Source organism: Candidatus Krumholzibacteriia bacterium, assembly GCA_035649275.1.
Taxonomy (GTDB): Bacteria; Krumholzibacteriota; Krumholzibacteriia.
Window position 1 is genome coordinate 1 of the sequence record DASRJW010000098.1, and the last position, 20212, is coordinate 20212.

General features: G+C 67.7%; 13 protein-coding genes. 2 read left to right on the plus strand and 11 right to left on the minus strand.

Annotated features, from left to right (window positions below):
* Both VFE28_09805 and VFE28_09810 read right to left on the minus strand, forming a co-directional pair.
* On the minus strand, positions 1-1712 hold a 1712-nt coding region (locus tag VFE28_09805), incomplete at its 3' end, for a protein kinase (protein ID HZM16286.1).
* A gap of 71 nt (positions 1713-1783) precedes the next feature.
* Positions 1784-4453 (minus strand): protein kinase, encoded by a 2670-nt coding sequence (locus tag VFE28_09810; protein HZM16287.1) that lies wholly within the window; start codon positions 4451-4453, stop codon positions 1784-1786.
* 318 nt (positions 4454-4771) lie between these two features.
* Between VFE28_09810 and VFE28_09815 the strand changes: the two genes are divergently transcribed.
* Positions 4772-6148, plus strand: a complete 1377-nt coding sequence (locus VFE28_09815; protein ID HZM16288.1) for a 1-acyl-sn-glycerol-3-phosphate acyltransferase — start codon at positions 4772-4774, stop codon at positions 6146-6148.
* Between the two features lie 27 nt (positions 6149-6175).
* Here the strand turns inward: VFE28_09815 and VFE28_09820 are convergent, their stop codons facing one another.
* From VFE28_09820 to VFE28_09855, 8 genes are all read right to left on the minus strand, one after another.
* Positions 6176-8896 (minus strand): HEAT repeat domain-containing protein, encoded by a 2721-nt coding sequence (locus VFE28_09820; protein ID HZM16289.1) that lies wholly within the window; start codon positions 8894-8896, stop codon positions 6176-6178.
* On the minus strand, positions 8893-9273 hold the full coding sequence (locus tag VFE28_09825) for a BlaI/MecI/CopY family transcriptional regulator (GenBank protein ID HZM16290.1): 381 nt from the start codon (positions 9271-9273) through the stop codon (positions 8893-8895). Before VFE28_09825 ends, VFE28_09820 begins: the two co-directional genes overlap by 4 nt.
* Before the next feature lie 282 nt (positions 9274-9555).
* Positions 9556-10707, minus strand: coding sequence for a cobalamin-independent methionine synthase II family protein (locus VFE28_09830; protein ID HZM16291.1), 1152 nt, complete (start codon positions 10705-10707; stop codon positions 9556-9558).
* Entirely contained in the window at positions 10704-11525 is an 822-nt protein-coding gene (locus VFE28_09835; protein HZM16292.1) for a PhnD/SsuA/transferrin family substrate-binding protein, read from the minus strand. Before VFE28_09835 ends, VFE28_09830 begins: the two co-directional genes overlap by 4 nt.
* Before the next feature lie 16 nt (positions 11526-11541).
* A complete protein-coding gene (locus VFE28_09840) occupies positions 11542-12000 on the minus strand; it encodes a hypothetical protein (GenBank protein HZM16293.1) in 459 nt (152 codons plus the stop codon).
* A gap of 19 nt (positions 12001-12019) precedes the next feature.
* Complete coding sequence (locus VFE28_09845) at positions 12020-13186, minus strand: acyl-CoA dehydrogenase family protein (protein ID HZM16294.1); 1167 nt, start codon at positions 13184-13186, stop codon at positions 12020-12022.
* Between the two features lie 103 nt (positions 13187-13289).
* Positions 13290-14180 carry a LysR substrate-binding domain-containing protein gene (locus VFE28_09850; GenBank protein HZM16295.1) on the minus strand — a complete coding sequence of 297 codons (891 nt, stop codon included), beginning with the start codon at positions 14178-14180 and terminating at the stop codon, positions 13290-13292.
* A gap of 284 nt (positions 14181-14464) precedes the next feature.
* Complete coding sequence (locus tag VFE28_09855; protein HZM16296.1) at positions 14465-15208, minus strand: class I SAM-dependent methyltransferase; 744 nt, start codon at positions 15206-15208, stop codon at positions 14465-14467.
* Positions 15209-15353: 145 nt separating this feature from the next.
* Between VFE28_09855 and VFE28_09860 the strand changes: the two genes are divergently transcribed.
* The gene (locus VFE28_09860) at positions 15354-16415 is read left to right on the plus strand and encodes a hypothetical protein (GenBank protein HZM16297.1); all 1062 of its coding nucleotides are present in this window, start codon (positions 15354-15356) and stop codon (positions 16413-16415) included.
* A gap of 8 nt (positions 16416-16423) precedes the next feature.
* Here the strand turns inward: VFE28_09860 and VFE28_09865 are convergent, their stop codons facing one another.
* Positions 16424-20065 (minus strand): efflux RND transporter permease subunit, encoded by a 3642-nt coding sequence (locus tag VFE28_09865; protein HZM16298.1) that lies wholly within the window; start codon positions 20063-20065, stop codon positions 16424-16426.
* Positions 20066-20212: the final 147 nt, after the last annotated feature.

Sequence of the window (20212 nt, forward strand, 5' to 3'; positions counted from 1 at the left end):
AAAGCCGCCGCGCCATCCGTCGGATTCATGGCCACGTTGTCGACGACAGGGACCCCAGAGCCGGTCACGGCCAAGCGATCGAGGTCGAAGGGGGCGGCGCGGATGGTCTCCCCCACCGCGAAGAGGAGATGTCCGGATGGCACGTAGAAGCCGAAGACGCCTCCCCTCTGCAGTACCTGGCGCCTGCCAGTGCGGATCGAGACGACCTCGATCGTGGCCCGTTCGATGGGCGTCCGGTAGGCGGTGAACACCACGTGGTCGCCGTCGGGAAGGATCTGCGGCCACCAGTGGCCGAGCTCGCCCTGCGTCGAATCGGGTGCGGTGAGCATGCGCTCGTCGCCGCCGCCTTCGCTCACGATCCAGAGACCGGTGTTGTAGGCCCGCGTGTAGACGAGCAGGCCGTTCCGTCCCCAACTCCCGCCGGCCCAGTCGGCCACCGCGAGGTCGACGGCGGGGCCGCCTTCCACCGGCGCCTTGCGCAGCTTGCCCTGCTTGGCATACGCGACCCACCGGCCATCCGGCGAAATGAAGGGCCTGCTGTTGCCGGTTCCTTGATCGCCCTGCCCCGCACCGGCGATCACGTCCATCCGGAGTTGATCGAGCGGGCGTCGCAGGACTTCTTCCCGCCGCTGGACCATGGCGGTGACGAAGAGCTGTTGCCCGTCCGGACTCAGGCGCACGATGGGGGTGAAGCTGGGTTGCACCCCCGAGTCGAATTCGACCTCGAAGCGGACCGTGCCGTCCTTGGGTGGCGGGCTCTGGCCGCTACGAAAGCCCATCCACGCGAGCGCCAGCAAGAGAATGGCTGTCGCGGCCCATGGCACTGCGGAGCTGCGGACGACGGGGAGCCTCGGGGCCAGCTGCGGGCCCGACACCCCCGGGCCCACCAACGCCTCGGCGAATTGCGCCGCTGTCTGCCAGCGGTCGGCGGGAAGCTTCTCGAGCGCCCGCGCCACCGCGGCATCGACGTGCGGCGGTACGGTCTTGCGCTGCGCGACGAGGGGGCGCGGATCCTCCTTGATGACCTTGGACAGGATCTCGAGGACCGTGTGGCCGGCAAAAGGTGGCCTTCCCGCCAGCATCTCGTACAGCACGACGCCGAGCGCATAGATGTCCGTCCGCGCGTCGATGTTCCTTTCCCCAGCCGCCTGCTCGGGACTCATGTACTGCGGCGTTCCGAGGCTCATCCCGGACTTCGTGATCCGGGTCGATTCGTCGGCACTGCTTCCGGCCAAGGCGAGACCGAAATCGGCCACGAGGGAGCGGCCGTCCTGGAACAGGACGTTGTCGGGCTTGATGTCCCGGTGGATGACCCCATGGCGGTGGGCGTAGTCGAGGGCCGCCGCGATTTCGCTGGCGATACGGATCGCATCGCCCACAGGGAGCTGGGTCTCTCGGGTCAGCCGGGCACGGAGGGATTCGCCTTGGACATAGGGCATCACGTAGAAGACCGTCGTGCCGACCCGTCCGGAATCGTACAAGGGCAGGATGTTGGGATGCTGGAGGCTCGCGGTGGTCTCGATCTCTTTCAGGAAGCGCGGGGCGCCGATGAGCTCGGCGAGGTCGGGGTCCATGACCTTGATCGCGACCTTGCGGTTGTGGCGCACGTCCTGGGCGAGGTACACCGTCGCCATGCCGCCGGCGCCCAGCTTGCGCTCGACGGTGTAGCGGTCGCTGACGGCCGCCTGGAGAGGGTCGATCGGCTCACTCATGACTCACGGCGGGCTCGCGCCTGGCAGGGAGGCTCCCACGTGGAACGTCACACACCCCGGCCTCGGTCTCGTCACTTCTTCTCCTCCAACTCCCCCGCCCAATTCATCACTAGCTGGATGACTCCACGCCCACCCGGCTGTTTCGGCAGGATGACGTACAGTCTCTGGCCGTCGGGCGAGATCGTCGCGTCCACGACCTCGCGCGGCAAGCGAAGAAGGGGACGTGGCGTCTCGGCGTGGAACTCCGGACCCGGCTCGATCGGCGCCGCCAGGAGCGTGTGGCCATCGCGGCTCATGAAGAACAGCTCGCGGCCGTCGTGGCTCCAGCGCATGAGCGTGTTCCGCATCTGTGTGCCCACCGTGCCGTCCACCGAGACGCGAACCTTGTGGTCCAGCGCCGGGAACGACTGCACGTAGATCTGGTATTCACCCGATTCGTCCGAACGATAGGCGATCCACTTCCCATCCGGTGAGATCGCGGCGTTGTTCTCGTTGAACTGGGTCTGGATGAGGGGCCGCGCTTCACCGCTGCCTTCCAGCCCGACGATCCAGAGGTCCTCCCCCGTCTGCCCGCTGAGCGAGCGGTAGACGACGAACTTGCCATCCGGCGTCACGTCGTTCGGATCGTTGAACAGGTTCGGCACGTCGGCGAGCAGTTCCTCGCCCCCGCTGCCGCCGACACGCTTCCAGTACAGGTTGCGCCCGCCAGCCCGGTCGGAACCGTAGATCACCCGCCGACCGTCGGGCGTCCAGATCGGGGAGAGGTTCAATGGACCCTCGGAGATGAAACGCGCCGAGATGCCGCGGACGAGATCGACGACGTAGATCACCGAGGAAGACGACCCCACCTTCGTGTACGCCACGACGAACTGCTTGCCGTCCGGCGAGACGCGTGGCTGGCCCAACCATCCTGAGGGTAGTGGTAGGCTCCCGAGTCGTCGGCCTTCACGGTCCAACACGTCCACTCGTTCATCGCTCGTGTTCGGGGCGGCCTGCGCGAGAATGCCGTCGGCCGACACCGACACGGCTGGAGATCCCGCGTAGGCAGCCGTGACGTCCCTCAAGTCGCGCAGAGCCAGCGCCGGCCCACTGGTCCGGAGTGCCCGGGCGTCGAAGCGTTGCGCGAAGACCGTGCCCTGCCGCATGAAGACGAGGAAACCGGGATGTGCATAGACGGCGACGCCGGTGGCGTTCACGACAGCCGGGCCGGGTTTGCCGTCGAGAGTTCCGACGTGCGTCTCGTACTGATACTCCTGGCCCGGAAGTGCGACGTAGAGGAAGTGCTTACCGTCGGGCAGGAAGCTCGGGAAGCGGTGCGCGCTCTCGCCTTTGGCAGCATCCAGCGTCGTGGCAGGCTTCGGCTGCCCGCCGGTGGCGGCAACCTGCAGGAGGGGTCCCGAAGCGGCAGGCGCGAAGAGGATGACATCCCCCGGGCCCCAGGCGGCGCCGCGGGGATTCGGCGCCGCACACAGGATCTGCATGCCCTCGCCCGTGATGGAGACGCGCTTCAGGTTCCCGTCGGCGAAGAAAGCGAGATTCCGACTGTCAGGGGACCAGAACGGGATGACGCCGCGCTCCGTACCTGGAAGCTGGCGCGGCTGCGTCGAGGACAAGGGCCGCAGCCAAAGGTGCGAGATGCCTGCAGAATCGGTGGCCGCGAACGCGAGCATGGAACCGTCGGGCGAGATCACGACGTCGGTCTCCTCGATGCTCAACACCGCATCCTCGGGTCCTTGCACCGAGAGGCGAAGGGGGCGAGGCTCGGGCGGGCGCGACAAGCGGCGCATGGCACCGGCCGTGGCGAGCGCGGTGAGGAGGACGGCTGCGGCGATGGCGAGCCACAGCGTCCCGCGCCCAGGATGGGCGCGCTCCTCCGCCAGTGCGGCGGGGGCGCCGCCTTGTGCGATCTCGTCGAGCCCGAGGCGGGCGTCACCAATGTCGCGCAGCCGTTCCTTGGCGTCCCGGCGCAGGCAGCGCTGCAGCAGCTCCACGAGGCGCGGCGGCGTGCTGGCCGGCAACGCCTTCCAGTCCGGCTCCCGCTCGAGGATGCGGGCCAGAAGGTCCGAGGTGGTCTCGCCTTCGAACGCCTGCTTTCCTGTCAGGCACTCGAACAAGACGACGCCGAACGACCAGATGTCGGTGCGGCGGTCGACGCTCTTCCCGCGCGCTTGCTCCGGGCTCATGTACGCCGCGGTTCCGAGAATCACGCCAGCGTGCGTCGCCGCGTAAGTCATGGTGGGCGATGCCGTGAGGTCGGGGTTGGAGTCCGCTCCCGCGGCCACGCCTCCCTTGGCGAGGCCGAAGTCGAGCACTTTCGCCTCCCCCGTCTCCGTCACCATGATGTTCCCCGGCTTGAGGTCGCGGTGGACGATGCCGCGATCGTGCGCGGCCTCCAGCGCCGCTGCGACCTGGCGGCCGAGAGCGAGGGTTTCGTCGAGCGGCAGCCTCCCGCGGCTCAGTCGTTGCGCCACCGACTCGCCGCTCACGAGCTCGAGAACGAGGTAACGGGCACCGCCGGCCTCTTCGAGACCGTGGATGCCGGCGATGTGCGGGTGGCTCAGGGAGGCGAGAATCTTGGCCTCCCGTTCGAAGCGCGCCAGGCGCTCGGCGTCCTGGGCGAACTCTGCAGGCAGCGACTTGATCGCGACTTCGCGATCGAGCCTCGGGTCCCGGGCTCGCCACACTTCCCCCATGCCGCCCGAGCCGAGGGGGGCCACAATCTCGTACGGTCCGAGTTTCATTCCCGGAGTGAGAGGCACCGTCAGTGCAACCTCGACGCGGCGGGAGTGAGGAGCCAGGAATCCTTGCTCCACCTTCTGCGTTCTGGACGCCAACTTCAAGCGAAGTAACAGCTTACTGGCAGCATCCGAGATCCACAAGCCGCCACAGTCAGCATGGATGGTGCGCCCTTGCTTTCGCTCCTGAACGCTCGTTGAGGAGCCTGGGGGCGCCGAATTCGGCTACCGTGGGTCGGCTGCAGCCGCAGCGGCGCGTGGCGTAGAAGCAGACGTGGCAGCTTCACGCACACCCGCTTGGCCTGGTCGCCTCGGGGAGGCACGGTGCTCGGTCTCGGAGTCCGGCTCGTGGCACGCGGCGCGCTGTGGGCAACGCGACTCTTCTACGAGCTCGGGCGGGACGGACCCGCTCTTCCAGACGGCCCCGTGCTCGTGGTAGCCAACCACCCCAACAGCCTCGTCGACGCGCTCGTCGTCTTCTGCGTCGCTGGGCGGCCCGTGCATCCTCTCGCCCGCGCGCCTCTCTTCGAACGACCGGTCATCGGTCAAGTGCTGCACGAACTGGGTGGCCTGCCGGTGTACCGGCCGCAGGACGATCCGGCGCTCCTCGGGCGCAACGACGCGACCTTCGATGCTGCGGTGGCGGCGTTAGGGCAGGGCGAAGCGGTGCTCGTCTTCCCGGAGGGGACGAGTCACTCGCAGCCGGAGCTGGCACCGCTCAAGACGGGGGCGGCACGCATCGCCCTGCGCGCCGAGGCCGAAGCGCAATGGCAGCTGGGGCTGCGGATCGTGCCCATCGGACTCACCTACCGGCGCAAGGCGTTTTTCCGCGGCGAGGCGGCCGCCTCTGTCGGTGCGGCGCTCGAAACGGGCGCCTGGCGGGAGGCGCACGCACGCGATGCGGTGGCCGCGGTGCGCTCCCTCACCGCAGCGATTGCCGAGGCGCTGGAAGCGGTGACGCTCCAGCTCCAAGGACCCGAGGACGAAGTGCTCTTGCATGCCGCCGAGGCTCTCTACGTAGCCGAGCGCGGCCTCGAAGCGCCGGGTGAGCGCGACGCGCTCGCCACCCGACTGCCGCGCCTCCAGGTGTTCGCGGCGGGGATGAACTGGCTGCGGGCGCAGGATCCAGCGAGGTTCGCTCGCCTCGCCGGGGCCGTTCGTTCCCACGCTGCCCGCTTGTCCCGGCTGGGAATCGAGGACGGCGAGCTGCCCAAGGCGCAGACGTGGTGGGTGACGTTGCGCGCCCTCGGGAGAGATGGTTTGTTGGCCGTGCTCGGGTTGCCTCTCGCGGCGCTCGGCGTCGTGGCCTGGTATCTCCCGTACGTGGCGCCGCGGGCGGTGCTCCGCCTGCATCGCCCGGCTTACGAAGCGATCGCCACGGTCAAGCTCGTCACCGCGCTTGCCGCCTTTCCGCTCGTCTACGCGGTGTGGCTGGTGCTCGTGGTTCGCGCTCGAGGAGGCCTAGCGCTCGCAGTCGCGGCCATCCTCCTGCCGATCGCAGGCCTCGTCACCCTGTATTGGCGTGAGCACTACGAGGATTTGCGTGCTGACCTACGCGCTTTCGCTCTGTCGCTTCGCCGGCGCGGGCTGGCCGAGCAGCTGCGCGAGCGCCAGCGCGCCCTCGTGGACGAGATGGACCGTGTGGTCGAGGATTGGGAAGCGGAAAAAGGCGGCCGCCCCGAAACCTCGGCAGCGACGTGAGCCAAAAGCTGTACGCTCAGTGCTCCATCAGCGTTCGTTCAGAGCCTTCTCGAAGAGCTTCTGTGCGCGCGGATCGGGGCTCTCCACCAGGATCCGGAGGGCTTCACGGCGCATCTCCGGGTCGGGATGGGTGCGGGCCGCATCGATGAGGGCCGGGATGCCGGCGCCGTCGGGCATGTCCGCCAGCGATTCGAGGGCAGTCCGCCGCACATCGGGCGATTCATCCTTCCGCGCTGCCTCCTGCAGGACGTCCAGCGCCCGCCCCGTGGGACCGTGAGTCGCCACCGTCTCCAGTGCTTCGCGCCGCACTTCAGGTTCTGGATGCGACCGGGCAGTCTGGAAGAGAACGTCGTGAGCGCGCGTCACGTCGAGGTCACCGAGGGTCTCGACTGCCTCGCGCTGTGCGTCGATGCTCGGTCCCTTGCGCACGATCCGCGTCAGCACCTCGACGGCGTGCTCTGGCGGGAGGGCCTGGCCGAGCGTCTCGACGATCTCGCGCTGCACATCCGGACTCGGCTCGCTGGCGAGCAGATCGCCGAGGACCCGCTCCGCCTCTTCGGGCGGCAGTGACTGCCCCAGCGTCTCCGCCGCTTCGCGCCGCACGTCCTGCTCCGGGTGGGAACGAAGGATATTCTCCAAAGTGGTGCGGGAGGCCTTGTCCTGGTGCTCGCCGAGCGTCTCCACCGCCTCGCGCTGGACGTCGAGATCGCGGTCGGAAGCGGCGATCTTCTCGAGCGCTGCAACCGCCTTCGGATCGTCCACGTGGCCGAGGGATTCCACGGCTTCCCGGCGCGCCTCGGGATCGCGCAAGGTGTGCGCGAGTGCAATGGCCGAATCGGCGGCGGCGGGCAGGCGCATCTCCCCAACGGCTTCCGCCGCTTCGCGGCGTACCTCCGCCGAGCGGTCGTCCCGTGCCGCCCTGGTGAGCGACTGGAGCGCCAAGGGATCGGGATGGCGTGCCAGCCATTCGGCAGCCTCCTTGCGTACGTCGGTGGGGCGCTGGCCCTCGAGCCGCCCGCGCAGGAGCGGGACCACGAGCTTGGAGGTCGGGTGCACGCCGATCGCCGCCACGAGGTCCGCTTGCATCTCCACATCCGGGTTGTCGCGATCGAGCTGCTCGACGAGCGCGAGGCTGGATGCATCGTCGCCCGGCCCGAGCCAGAGGAGAGGATGGTCTTCGAGATCCACGGGCAGCTTCAAGCTGGAGATGTGCACCCGAGTGAGAGTCTTGCCGCCGGCTTCGAACTGGAAGAGCATGGCGACCTCGTCGGGTGCGCCGAGCCTCGTGGGCAGCACGGCCCCCGGCAGCGTGAAGCCCTCGAAATCACCGAAGCTCGACATCCGGCCACCGAGGGAGATCCCGTGGCCGGTGATCCTGTCGCCCTCGATCCGGCCGAAGAAAACGCTGCCCTCCCCGTAGGGCAAGGGGCGAATCGTGTAGCCGATCCAGTAGGAGCGCAGCTTTCGCGAGCGGGCCTCGCTCGTCGCCCACTGCCAGCGCTGCTCGAGCGCGACCTTGGGGTCCGGATGCGAAACGATCGTGGGTGTCGCCGCCTCCCCCGAGGCGGCAACGGCAACTGTTCTCACGCCGCTCGAGAGTTGTACGGCCCCGGCGATCGCGAGCACCACCGCCATCCCGAAGGCCGCCGCCATCCAGCGCGGAAAGGTCTCGGCATGCGGCTCTGGCACGAGCAGGCGACGAATGCGTCGCCCCAGATCGCCACCCGTTGCAGCCAGCGCCAAACTCTGCGGCGCGACGCGCAGCGCCTCCATATCGAGCAGGGTGCGGGCGTACAAAGAGGCCTCCGCCCCACACCCCAAGGCTAGATCGTCGCAACAGAGTTCGCGCTCGCCGCGGATGTGCCGGGACACCCACCAGACGGCCGGGTGATAGAAGAGAAGCGTCTCGGCCACGGATTGCAGCAGGTTGACCAGGTAGTCGTGGCGGCGCACATGCGCCAGCTCGTGCGCCAGGAGGAGCTCGAGCTGTGCCGGCGTGAGACCGCTCAACGCGCTCGCTGGCACGAGCACGACCGGGCGCAGCCAGCCGATGACCGCCGGGACCTGCACCACCGCCGATTCGAGGACGCGCACGGGGCGCATCGACCCCAACCTCTCACGCAGGCGCTCGAGCATGTCCTCGAGAGCCGCTGGTGCCGGTCGCGTGCCTTCGTGCACGAGGCGCTGGGCCTGCAACCAGCCGCCGAGGAGCTTGCAGGACAACAGCAGCACGCCGACGAGCCAGAAGCGGAGGAGCCAAGGAATCGCGCCGGGAGCGAGTTCCCCGGCGCGTGCTGCCAGGGATCCGGTGAGGGAACGAATTCCTGCGAGTCGGGGAGCAGCCGAAGACGATGCCCGGAGCGTTCCTGTCTCCTCCGTGGAGGCCGGTTCGGACCCTGATGACGTCGGGGGTGCGTCAGCGCGGTCGAGGGAACCACCGGGGCTTCCCGTGGTGTTGCCCCCGGGTTCGGCGACGCTGGCTCCGCCTCCCGTGAGTTCATGCCTTGCGCCAGAAAGGTCTGCGATGCGAGTGGCCTCCCCGGGGCCTGGCGTTGCGATGGTGAGGTGGAGCGCCGTCGCCACGGGTAGCGCGAGCATGGCGGCGAGAGCGATGACACCCAGCAAGTAGCGTGTGCTCGAGGCGTGATGGCGCGTGGCGTGCAGAGCTCCCGCCAAGGCGACGGCGACAGCGCCGCCTTGCCAAAGGAAGTGCAGCAGCGCCCACCCGAGTGCCTGCGTCGCGTTCATCCTTCGCCTCCGTTCATGCCGTCGAGCAGGTCGCGGAGCTGTTGCAACTCCGAAGCCGAGGGCGGCTTGGCGGAGAGCGCCTGCATGACGAGCCCGAGGGCCGAGCCCGAGAAGGCGCGCTCCAGCAGTTCCTGCACCAGCCGCCGTTGGGTCGCACCCTCGCTGGTGCGGGGCGTGTACACGTGGGAGCGCGACGAGGCGTCGCGCCGCACGAGGCCCTTTTCCACCATGATTTGCAGGAGCTTGAGGACCGTGGTGTATCCCACCGCCTCCCCTCGCTCGAGCCCTTGGTGCACCTGGCGCACCGTGCTGGGACCCTGCCGCCAGAGGACGCGTAGGATGGCGAGCTCCGCGTTCGTCGGTTTCCGCCCCCGCATCCTTCTCTCCCTGGTCCGGGGTTGCCGCCCCTCACAATGTACGAAGCCGTTCGTATTTCGCAATACGAACATCTTCGTACGAAGTTGCATGCCGGGTGAAGGACCCTGGGCCTGGGCCCTTGCGGGCCAGCTAAACACTTGACTGAATGATTGCTCCGCCAACGGTTGCAGCCCGGCTGGCAAGCGGCGGCCGTATCCCTCGGCCCCGCAAAGAGAAGGCGCCGAGCGTGGGGTGCGGGCCGAGGGAGGTGGGTGCCACTCCCAGGTGCCTTCTCCGGTCGGCTACCGGTGTTCGCTCCGCAGTCGCGTGGCGGCCTCCGAGACCGCGGCGAGCTTGGCCTGGGCGATCGCGGGCGCGTTCATCGGCCGGCTCGCGAAGGTCCCGAAGCCGCAGTCGGGGTTGAGGAAGAGGCGCTCGGCCGGAAGCTGTCGGAGGGCTTCCCGGACGCGCGCCACGATCGCCTCCGGCGACTCGACCTCCGGGGTGCGCGGGTTCACGACGCCGAGGCCGAGCTCCTTGTGGGCCACCGCCACCAGGGTGCCGGCCCGCGGCGTCGCGTACTCGAGCACGAGTTGCTGCACCTGCAGTCGCTCGAGGTAGGGAACCAAAGGCTGGTACGAGCCGCGGAGCAGTGTCTCCTCGTTCTGGCTCCAGTTGCCGCGGCAAATGTGGACGCCGGTGCGCACCCCGTCCAGCCCCTGCACGACGCGGTTGATGAGCTCTACCGCGAACTCGAGCTCGGCGGCCGGGTCCTTGCGCGCTGCGAGAGCCGCACACATGAAGGTGCGGGTCTGGCCCTGGGTGAAGACGAGCTCGGTGAGCACGGGTTCGTCGAACTGGATGAAGTCGGCGCCCGCCTCCCGGAGCGACAAAGCCTCCTCGCGGAGGACCGCGACGACGTCCTCGCCGAGCTCCTCCTTCGAGGCGTACGCCGAGCGCGTCGCTTCCTTGACCCACATGGCCCGGGTGAGGATGTAGGGCCCGGGCAGCGGCACCTTGATCGGCTTGTCCGTGTGTTGGCGCAGGAAGTTGTACTCGTCCAGCGCCAGCGGCTCGCGCCTCCGGATCTTCCCCACGCAGGTGGGGTTGTGGATGGAGAACGCCGGCACGTCGAGAGTGTCGAGGATCCGCCGGAAGCCTTCCTTGTCCTCCACGATGTCGAGCATCTCGGCGAGCGACATGAGGCGGACGCCCTCGAGCTTCTCGGCGACGAAAGAGTAGAAGTTGTCGCGGCGCTGCTCGCCGTCGGTCACGATGTCACAGCCGGCGGCCTCCTGGGCGCGAAGCGCCTCCAGCACCGCCGTGTCGGCGATGCGATCGAACTCCTCCGGTGCCAGCTGCTGGCGCTGCTTGCGTGCCAGCGCCCGCTGCAGTTCGGGGGAACGAGGCCAGCTCCCGACGCTGGTCACCGGAAAGAGCGGCAGCTTCCTCATGGCCTCTCGTCCGCGAAGTATCCCTGGTCTTGCGTCGCTTCGCTCAAGAGCTCGTAGCCCGTGGTGCGGCCGGGCAGCCAGGCCTTGAGACCCTCCATGTCCATCATCTCCCGGTGCGCCGGATTGTCGTAGGACATGCGGAACAGCACCTGCGTCCACTGCTTCGCCTGCTTCTCGGGAAAGTCCTCGGCGACAGTGAAGTTGCAGTGGTCGAAGGGCGGCGTCGTGGCAACGATCGTATGCCGCCAGGGGTCGGCGGTGCCGTCGGCCGTCCAGCGTTCCCAGTTGAGGTCGAGCACGCAGGCCGCATCGGCCTCCCCCTGCTTCAGGCACTCGATCGCGTCCCGCTCGCCACCGATGTGATCGCCGTGCTTGCCGACGAGAACATCGAAGCGGCGCACCTGGACATCGCCGCCGGCGAGACCGTGCCGGCGCAGGAGTTGCAGCGGGATGAGGGTGGCCTGCGGCGAGTCCTTCGCCCCGGTGGCGACGACCTTGCCGCGCAGATCTTCGAGACGGCGCAGGCCGGCATCCTCACGCACAACGATGTGGGTCTTCCGATCGCGGTCGGTGTCGCGCATGGCGAGGGCGCGGCAGCGGCGACCGCTGCGGCGCTGGGCGTCCACCCAGGCGAGCGGCGAGTTCCAAGCGATGTCGATGTGCCCCTGCAGGAGAGCGGTCACCTGGAGCTCGTAGTTGCTGTAGAAGACGCAGTCGATAGGGCAGCCTTCGGCGGCGAAGAACTCCTTGATGATGTCCCAGATAACGGCCACCTTGGGCTCGTAGATGACGGCTCCGACGAGGATCGGCTTGGGCATCGCGACTCCTTCCCCCCTAGGGCGCCGCTTGCAGTCGAATCGAGACCGTGGCGCAGCGTGACAGTGTGTGGTACAGCGGCGAGCGTTCGAGCGTCGCCTGCCAGATCTCCTCGAGTCCTGGACCTTCCGCCTCGGTGCTGACGTAGAACGTGCCCGTGACCGCTGCGAGCCCGGGGTGGCCGCTTTCACCGATCACACCCAAGTGGACGAGGGCGTTGTGCAGGCGTCCCTGAAGGTTGACCTCCCCGGCATGCACCTCCACCTGACGGCGCGCCGCCTGCACCTCGAAACCGCGCAGCAGGTCGCCGGCGAGCGCGCCGAGGAGGTACTCGACGGCGCTCGGGTGCTCGTCCTGGTCGCGGAGGCTGGCCTGTGCGCCCACCGCGAAGGCGTGGTTGCGGGCGTAGACGCGCGCCTCGCTCGGACTCACGCGGCTGGCGCGAACCGCCCAGACGTGCTCGGACTCGCCCGGCATTGGCCTTGCCTCGGAGGTTTCAGAACAACGGCAGGCCCGTCAGCGCCTTGCCGATGAAATCGCTCAGATGATCGACGGTCGGCGCCATGACCCAACCAGCCCGTGCATCGCGGAAGACGCGCTCGATGCTGAGGTGGCGGGAAAACGCCGCGCCGCCGCACGTTTTCATGGCGAGATCGGTCACGTCGCTCGCGGCCTGGAGCGAGGCGAGCCGCGTCTGCAGGACGTAGAGCGGCGTGGTTGCCGAAGGTCGCTCCAGCTCGCCGAGCGTGTAGCCGAGGAGCGCGCGCGCTTGTTCGGTCCGTATGGCCATCTCGGCGAGCCGGGCGCGCAGGTTCGGCAGGTCCCGGAGCTTCTGCCCCGTGTGCTCGAACTCCGCCTCCTGTAGGTGCTGCGCCGTCTCCACCACGGCGGCTCGGCAGAGGCCGTTGGCGAGCGCCGCGGTGCCGATGTTGAACCATGGCAGCACGACTTCGAGCATGGTCTTGGCGCCCTCGCCGTTCGGGGTGATGAGGTCGTCCTGCTCGACCACGACATCTTCGAGGACGACCGGCGCCGAGTCGTTGCCCCGGAGTCCGAGGCCATCGAAGTGGCCGGCGATCCGGACACCCTTGGCATCGCGACGCAAGAAATAGAGGGTGGACTCGAGCGGCGAAGCGGCTCCCGGCCGCTGGGCGCTGGAGACGTAGGAGTCGGCATGCTGCGCCGCGGTCACCCAGGATTTCTGGGCGTTGGTGACGAGCTTCCCGTCCCGCTCCGCCAGGCGCGAGACCGGCGCCCAGAACTGGGAGCGCGATCCCTTCTCCGAGAACGCGAGGGTCGTGAGGTGCTTGCCGGCGGCGATGGCGCGCAGCACCTCGTCACGGCGTTTCAGCACCGCCGAGGAGGCGATGGCCTGCTGCGCGGCCACGTGCATGACGTAGACCATGGTCGTGGAGGCGCAGACCCCGGCGAGCTCCTCGACCACGGCAGCGAAGGTACGGGGCCCCTCGCCGCCGCCCCCGACTGCGGACGGGACGCAGAGACCGAGGAAGCCCTGCTCGGCGAGCGCCGCCATCCCCTCCTTGGGAAAACGCGCCTGCGTATCGACTTGGGCGGCATGGCGGGCGAGCACCTCGCGCGCCAGCGACGCAGCCTTGGAAGCGAGTGCGGTGGCCTTGGTCTCGATCCCATAAGCGTGGGGCATCGGGGATCCTCCTTCGCGGGACGATGGGAGTCCAATGTGTCTCGTTGTGTAGGTCACCGGCAGCCATCGGTCAAGCCTGGATGTTCAATAGACTCGATCCTCGCTATCGAGTTTTTGGAATGAGAATTTGTAGCAAGGATTGCATGGCGGCGGACGGCGTGGCCGTCCGCAGGCGAGCGGCGTAGAAACTCCGGCGCACCGGGAGTCCCGGGGTTTGCACCACCCGGAGACGACCGGCGGCGAGATCCTCGGCCACCGCGCGCCGTGAAAGCAGCGCCATCCCGATCCCCTGAAGCGCGCAGCGTCGGACCGCTTCCGTGCTCCCCGCTTGGACAGGGGTCGCGCGGTCGACGCGATCGGAGGCGTGCCGGGAGAGGAGAGGGGCGATGGCTTCCCGAGTCCCCGAGCCTTCCTCGCGCACGATGAGGCGCACACTCTGCAGTTCTCGCGTCGAGAGCCGGGAGCGGGCCGCGGCACCGTCCGTCCGCGCTACCAGGATCACCTCGTCCTCGGCGAAGGGCGTGAAGACGAGGCGCTTGTCGCGTGCCCGGGAGCCGACGAGAGCCAGGTCACATTCGTGCGCGACGAGGCGCGCCAGCGCGACGCGCGAATCCGAGATGTCCACCGAGACTTCCACGCGCGGGTGCTGGGCGAGGAATTGGGCGAGCACGGGCGGCAGCAGGTACTCTCCCGGGATGGTCGAAGCGGCGATCGTGAGCCGTCCCGCTTCGCCGCTCTCCTCCTCGCGCAAGCGCGCCAAGGTTTCGTCGCGCAGAGAAACGAGCCGCAGGGCGTACCGCCGCAGCACGCTCCCCGTGGCGGTCGGACGCACCTTGCCCCCGTAGCGGTCGAGGACTCTGGCGCCGACCGCGGTCTCGAGGGCCTTCACGTGGAAGCTCACCGTCGACTGGCCGATCTGCAGCGCCTCTGCCGCGCGCGAAAAGCTTCCGTGATCGAGCACGGCGAGAAAAGTGCGGAGCTGGTCGATATCCATGGCCACCTGCGCCTTCAGACCCCATCCTAGCATTCCACGACAGCCCCAGTCCCGACCTAGCGGCGGGGCCCGATACCTCGATCATCCAACAAGTCAATGTGTTGCATTGGTTGGCTCGAGCGAACTCAGAGAGCCGGCATGTGGGCCGTTTCACCTGGCTGTTGCTTCGCAGGAAGGATTTCGCTGCGAAGCGCGCAGCCGTTTTTCGTCACGCCACACTTCCAGCCCGCTCGTTTCGTAGCACAGCTGTGCCAGCGGATCGATCGCCGCAACCTCTGCGGCCCTCACTTCCATGGGGTCACCCTGCCCATTTCGGTTACGTGTGACCCATTCGACGCTTGCACCGGCGACGCTTGCACCGGTTCTCGGGTCCAGACAACGGTGTAGCGCCACAACGCGTGGCAGTAGATCCTTGCGTTGGGCAGCGTCGTCTCACAGAGAGCACGAACCTCCATCATGGTGAGATAGCGCTCTCCCGACCCATGCTCGCGCCAAGCGGCTCGAACGACACGCCGCTCCCGCAGCCGGCTCCGTATCCACCAGGCTGCATCCCCGTTGCACACTGCCGCCAGTCCGGATCGCAGCCAGTCCCCGACCCCGACAAGCGAGCGAAGGTCATGGAGCACGAGCACGCCATCTGGCCGCAGGAGGCCCTTCATTCTCGCCAGCGTGGCAGCCACGGGCATGTGGTGCAACGTTGCGGCAGAAAGGACACAGTCGTAGAGCCCCGGTCCCAGGGGTTGGGCCGAAAAGTCGCCGCAGACGAACTCGACCGAGGCGTCCTCGGGAGAGCCCTGCCGGGCCAAACGGATCATCTCCGGCGAGGCATCGATCCCGGTCACCGCAGCTCCCCGCGCCGCGATGGCCCGAGCGAGGCGACCAGCGCCGCACCCGACCTCGAGCACTCTCTGGCATGAGGCGGGCACTTGGGCGAGCAGAAATCGCTCGTATCGATCCGGGCGTTCGGGTTCCTCGGCGACCAGACGGGCGATCCGGTCGAAGTCCGCCTGAATCTTATCTTGCGACATCGCTCCAGCTCCCTCGACCCTGCTTCGGATTGCCCTTCACATCGTCACGGCAGGAATTCTACCCAGGTTGCGCCGGCCAGGAAGCCCGACTAAATTGAGCTGCGGAGACCCTACCCACCCTTCTCGTTCAGCTCTGGAGCGGGCCATGACCCGGCACCGTCGACGAGCGAGACCTGCTGGCGCCGCCATCGCGCTCGCGCTCCTCCCCGCCGTCCAAGGCACGTCGGAGGCAGAGGAGCCGCCACGCTACGTCCTGGAATGGGGCGGGCTCGGGGCGAATCCCGGGCGACTCGACCAGCTGCAGGACCTGGCTCTCGCCCCCGATGGTTCGGTGTTCGTGCTCGAGGGGGCTCCCAATAAAAGGGTCCAACACTTTGATGCAAATGGAGTTTTTCTCGATACCTGGCGCTCGTCCTGGTGGGAGCCGCAAGCTCTGGCGGTCGGCCCAGACGGCTCCGTCTACGTGTTGGACCATGACTTCAACTTGGCGCACGTGGAGGGGCGGATCGTGCAGAAGTTCAGCCCCGAGGGGAGTCCGATCGCGGTCTGGGGAGGCTTCGGCGAGGAGTCCGAGCAGTTCCGCGCCCGTCGCAATGACGGCAGTGACGTCGGGCCTCGGAACATCGGCGTCTCCCCCGCGGGAGACGTGTACGTCACTGATCCCAACTCCAACCGGATCCTGAGCTTCGACCGCAATGGTGGGTTCCGCTTCGCTTGGGGCGGGTCTGGCACCGGGCCCGGCCAGTTCGACATGCCCGGAGGCGTCATCGCGAGTTCCGCCGGCGATGTGTACGTCTCCGACCGGCGCAACGGCCGCATCCAGGTCTTCGGCAACGACGGGTCTTTCCTGTTCGCTTGGGGCAGCGCCGGTTCGGCGCCAGGACAGTTCAAATCGCCCTACGGCATGGCACTGGATGGGGACGGAAACCTCTACGTTGCCGACACCAGCAATTTCCGCGTCCAGAAATTCTCCAGCTCGGGCGCAACCCTCCTCGAGTGGGGTCGCATGGGAGTGGGCGCAGGTGAGTTCAACGGCGTTTTCAAAGTGGTCGTCAACGCAGCGGGGAATCTCTTCGTTCTGGACCGCTGGAACAACCGCATCCAGCGCTTCGACGTCGCTCCTTCCCCTGTCACCCCACTCAGCTGGAGCGCCGTCAAGCAGCTCTTCCGACCCTCCGGACAGAGCAGCCTAGGCGCGAGGCGCTGAAGAAGACCTCAAGGACTTTCCGCCGCGGGCCCGTGCTGAGCAGCGGAGTCGGACGTCTCGCTCCCCTCGGGCACGGTCTCCCAGCGCACGATCTTGAGGTCCAGGACGAAGATGCTGTAGAGGACCGGCACCAAGAGCAAGGTGATGACCGTGGCCACCAGGAGGCCGCCGATCTGGGCGTAGCAGAGCGGTTCCCACAGGGGTCCGCCGTGCGAGGCGAGGGGGATGAGGGCGAAGACGGTGGCCCCCACGGTGATGAGGACCGGACGCAGACGCACGATGCCAGCATCCAGGAGGGCCTCGACGAGGGGCTCACCGCTCTGGTGCGCCTCCTCGATGAAGTCGAAGAGCACGATGACGTGGCTCACGATGACGCCCACGAGGCTCGCTACACCTAAAAACGCCATGAAGCCGAAGGGAGCTCCCATGATCCACAAGAGGGCAGCGGCGCCCACCATGCCATAGGGAATGGCGGCGAAGACAAGGAATGGTTTCACCGCGTTACGGAACTGCAGCACCAGCGCCAGGAAGATCAGGCCGATCGAGATCGCCATGACCACGGCGAGGTCGAGGAAACTCTCGGCTTGCTTCTCTCCTTCGCCACCGATCTCCATGCGGAAGCCCGTGGGCAGCTGCGCTTCGAACTGGCGCAGCCGCGGCATGGCGTCCCGTAGGACCTCCGAGGGCAGGAGGCCCTCCACCGGGAAGCAGGAGACGGTCATGGTGCGGAACTGGTTGCGGCGCACGATCTTCTCCAACTTCATGGAATAGGTGAGGCGGGAGATCTGGCGCAGCGGCACTTTCTGCGAACCCTGAGAGGCGTAAACGTAGAGGTTCTCCAGGTCCGAGAGCCGGGCACGCTCCTCCATGCGCAGGCGCGCCACCACGGGAATCTGCCGGTGACCTTCACGCAACGTCGCCACCCGGGAGCCGTTCAGTGCCGCCGAGGTCGAACGCGCCGCATCCAGGTTGGTGAGCCCCGCCAGGTTGGCGCGCCCTGGATCGATCTCGAGATCCACGAGGAAGCTCTCCACCCCCCAATCGTCTTGCACCCGCTCCGCATTGGGCAAGGCGCGGAAGATGTCGGCCAGCTTCCGCCCTTCGGCGCGCAGCAACGCGAGGTCGTCGCCGGAAAGGCGGATGGAAACAGGGATGCCCACCGGGGGCCCGGTTTCCAGTTCGCGCACGTTGACCCGTGCTCCTGGCACCTGCGCCGGCACCGAGGACTGCAGCTGCTCCACCAGGTGCCGGGTGACGTGTTTGTCCCGCGCTTGGATGATGATCTGGGCGTAGTTCTGCTGCCGCGGCTCGGGCCCCACGGAGAACCAGAAGCGCGGTCCGCCCCCGCCCACGAAGGTGGTGAGCGACTGCAGCACGGGCAGCGTCTCCCCTTCCCCACCGTGCCCGTGATGCTTCGCGTACTCGTCCGCGCCGGCGAGCACGGCCTGTTCCACCCGGGCAGCTGCAGCGCGGGTCGCTTCGAGGGTCGCGTCCTCGGGGAGCCAGACGTCCACGTAGCACAGGTACGACAAGTCCTTGGGGAAGAACTGTGGCTTCAGTCGAGACATGAAAAAGCCACCGAGGAGCAAGAAGCCGAGGGAGATGGCGAAGACGCGCCTGCGGTGCGCGATGGCCGCTCGCCCTAGCTTGTAATACCGGCCGGCAAAGCCCTGGCTGCGGCGCTCGGCCATGGGCTTTTCCGGCTTGCGTCCCGGTCGGAGCAGGTAGTAGCCGAGGAGCGGGATGAAGGTCATGGAAACGATGCGCGACGCGACGAGCGAGCAGGTGAGCACAATGGGCAAGGTGGTGATGAATCGCCCGGTGTCCCCGGGCAGGAGCAAGAACGGGAGGTAGGCGACGATGTTGGTGATGGTGGCGAACAGAATGGCGGTGGCGAGCCTGGTGGGCCCGAGCCACGCCGCCACCAAGGGTTTGTGGCCCGCAGCGAGGCTGCGCTTGATGGCGTCCCCTGCCACCACCGGATCGTCCACCAGCAGCCCGAGAGCGAGGATGAGCGAGGCGATGGAGATCTGCTGCAGATCCACCTTCAAGAACGCCATCATGGCGAAGGTCATGGCGAGGGTAAGGGGGATGCAGAGCGCCATGATGAGGGCCGAGCGCCATTCCCAGAACCCGACCAGGGCGACGAGCACCACCAGCACGACCGCTTCGAGGAGACTGTTCATGAACAAGGAGATGCTCTCCCGCACCTGCAGCGGCTGGTCGGAGGTGCGAGCGTAGATGATGTCCTCGGGCAGCCGCGGGCGCAAGCTCGCCAACGCTTCGTCGACGTGCGCACCGAAAGCGCCGATCTTCTCGCCGGCGCGCATCTGTGCCGCCAAGGTGATGGCGCGGGTCCGCTGCCAACGGCCGTCAGCGTCCTTCCAGGTGTAGAAGTTGAGGTATCGGGGCGGGCTGTCGTAGCCGCGGTCGATGTCGGCGATGTCGCGCAGATACACCGCCGTTCCAGAGCTCGAGGCCCCGACGATGACGTCGCCGATTTCCTTCTCGTTCTCGAACTCGCCGGAGGGATCGATGGTGACGTTCTTGCCCTCGATCTCCACGATGCCGGCGGAAACCGGGATGTTGCGTGCCGACAGCACGTTGCTCAGCTCGGAGACGTTCAGGCCGTAGGCGGCGAGCCGCTCCTGCGAGTAGGTGAGGAACACTTGCGGTTCCAGGACGCCGGCCCGATCCACCTTGGAAACCTCGGGCACCGTCTGCAGCGTGCGCTGGATGAGGTCGGTGATATCGTCGAGCTCGCGATAGGTGTACTTGTCACCTGCCACCTCGGCGAGGCGTGCGGCGACGTCCCCCGGCTCGCGGATCAGGGCGGGTCCCCAGACGTCCGGGTGGAATTCGGAAGGCCGCAGGTGTTCGGCGACGAAGACGGCGCCGTAGTCGCGCAAGCGCGCATCGTCCCAGTTGGTAGCGAAATCCAGGCCGACGAAGCCGGAGCCCTCCACCAGGCGCGTGTCCCGCACCACCCCTTCCCGGCTGGCGACGGTGGCGAAGAGCTCGATGGTGCGCCGCACCACCTGCGGTGCCAGGTCGGGCGGCAGGCAGTAGACGACGGTGGCGCGGGGCCCGGCCGCGGCATCGACGCTCTTGCGCGTGGACTCGATGGCGGCGCGGATGATGTCGGCCCGCAAGCCGATCTGCACCTCGCCGACTTTGGGGCTGGCGACGGTGAGCATGAGGGCCGCGGTGCTGCCGAAGTCCTTGACGAACTGGACGGGGCCGGCGCCCTCGGGGAGATCCTGCAGGGTGTCGAGCCGCATCTTGATGTCGTCGAACTGCTTGCCCGTATCCTCGATGTTTTCCTTGAGGGTGATGTAGACGAAGGAGGAGCCGACGCGGGTGGTGGACTCGATCTTCTCCACCGTGACGTTCTCGGCGACCTTCTGCTCGATCCTGCGGGTGATGAGCTGCTCGACCTTCACGGTTTCGACGCCAGGCCACTGACAGATCGCCAGCGCCACGCGCACCGGAATGTCCGGATCCTTGCGCTGCGGCATGTAGAAGTAACCGTAGACACCGGCCACCACCGTGAACACCAGCAGCGTCCAGGCCACGTGCCGGTTCTCGGTGAAGAACCGGGCGGTGTTGTGGGTGTTCTCGATCACCCAGCTGTCGGGACGATGCGACATGCCAGCGACCTCTCGGCGCTCAGGGGACGATGTGCACTTCCTGCTGGTCCGCCACCAGGGTGGCGCCGGTGACGACGACGTGCTCGCCACCTTGCAGTCCCCCGGTCACGACGATCGAGTTGCCCACGACATCGCCGAGCTGCACCA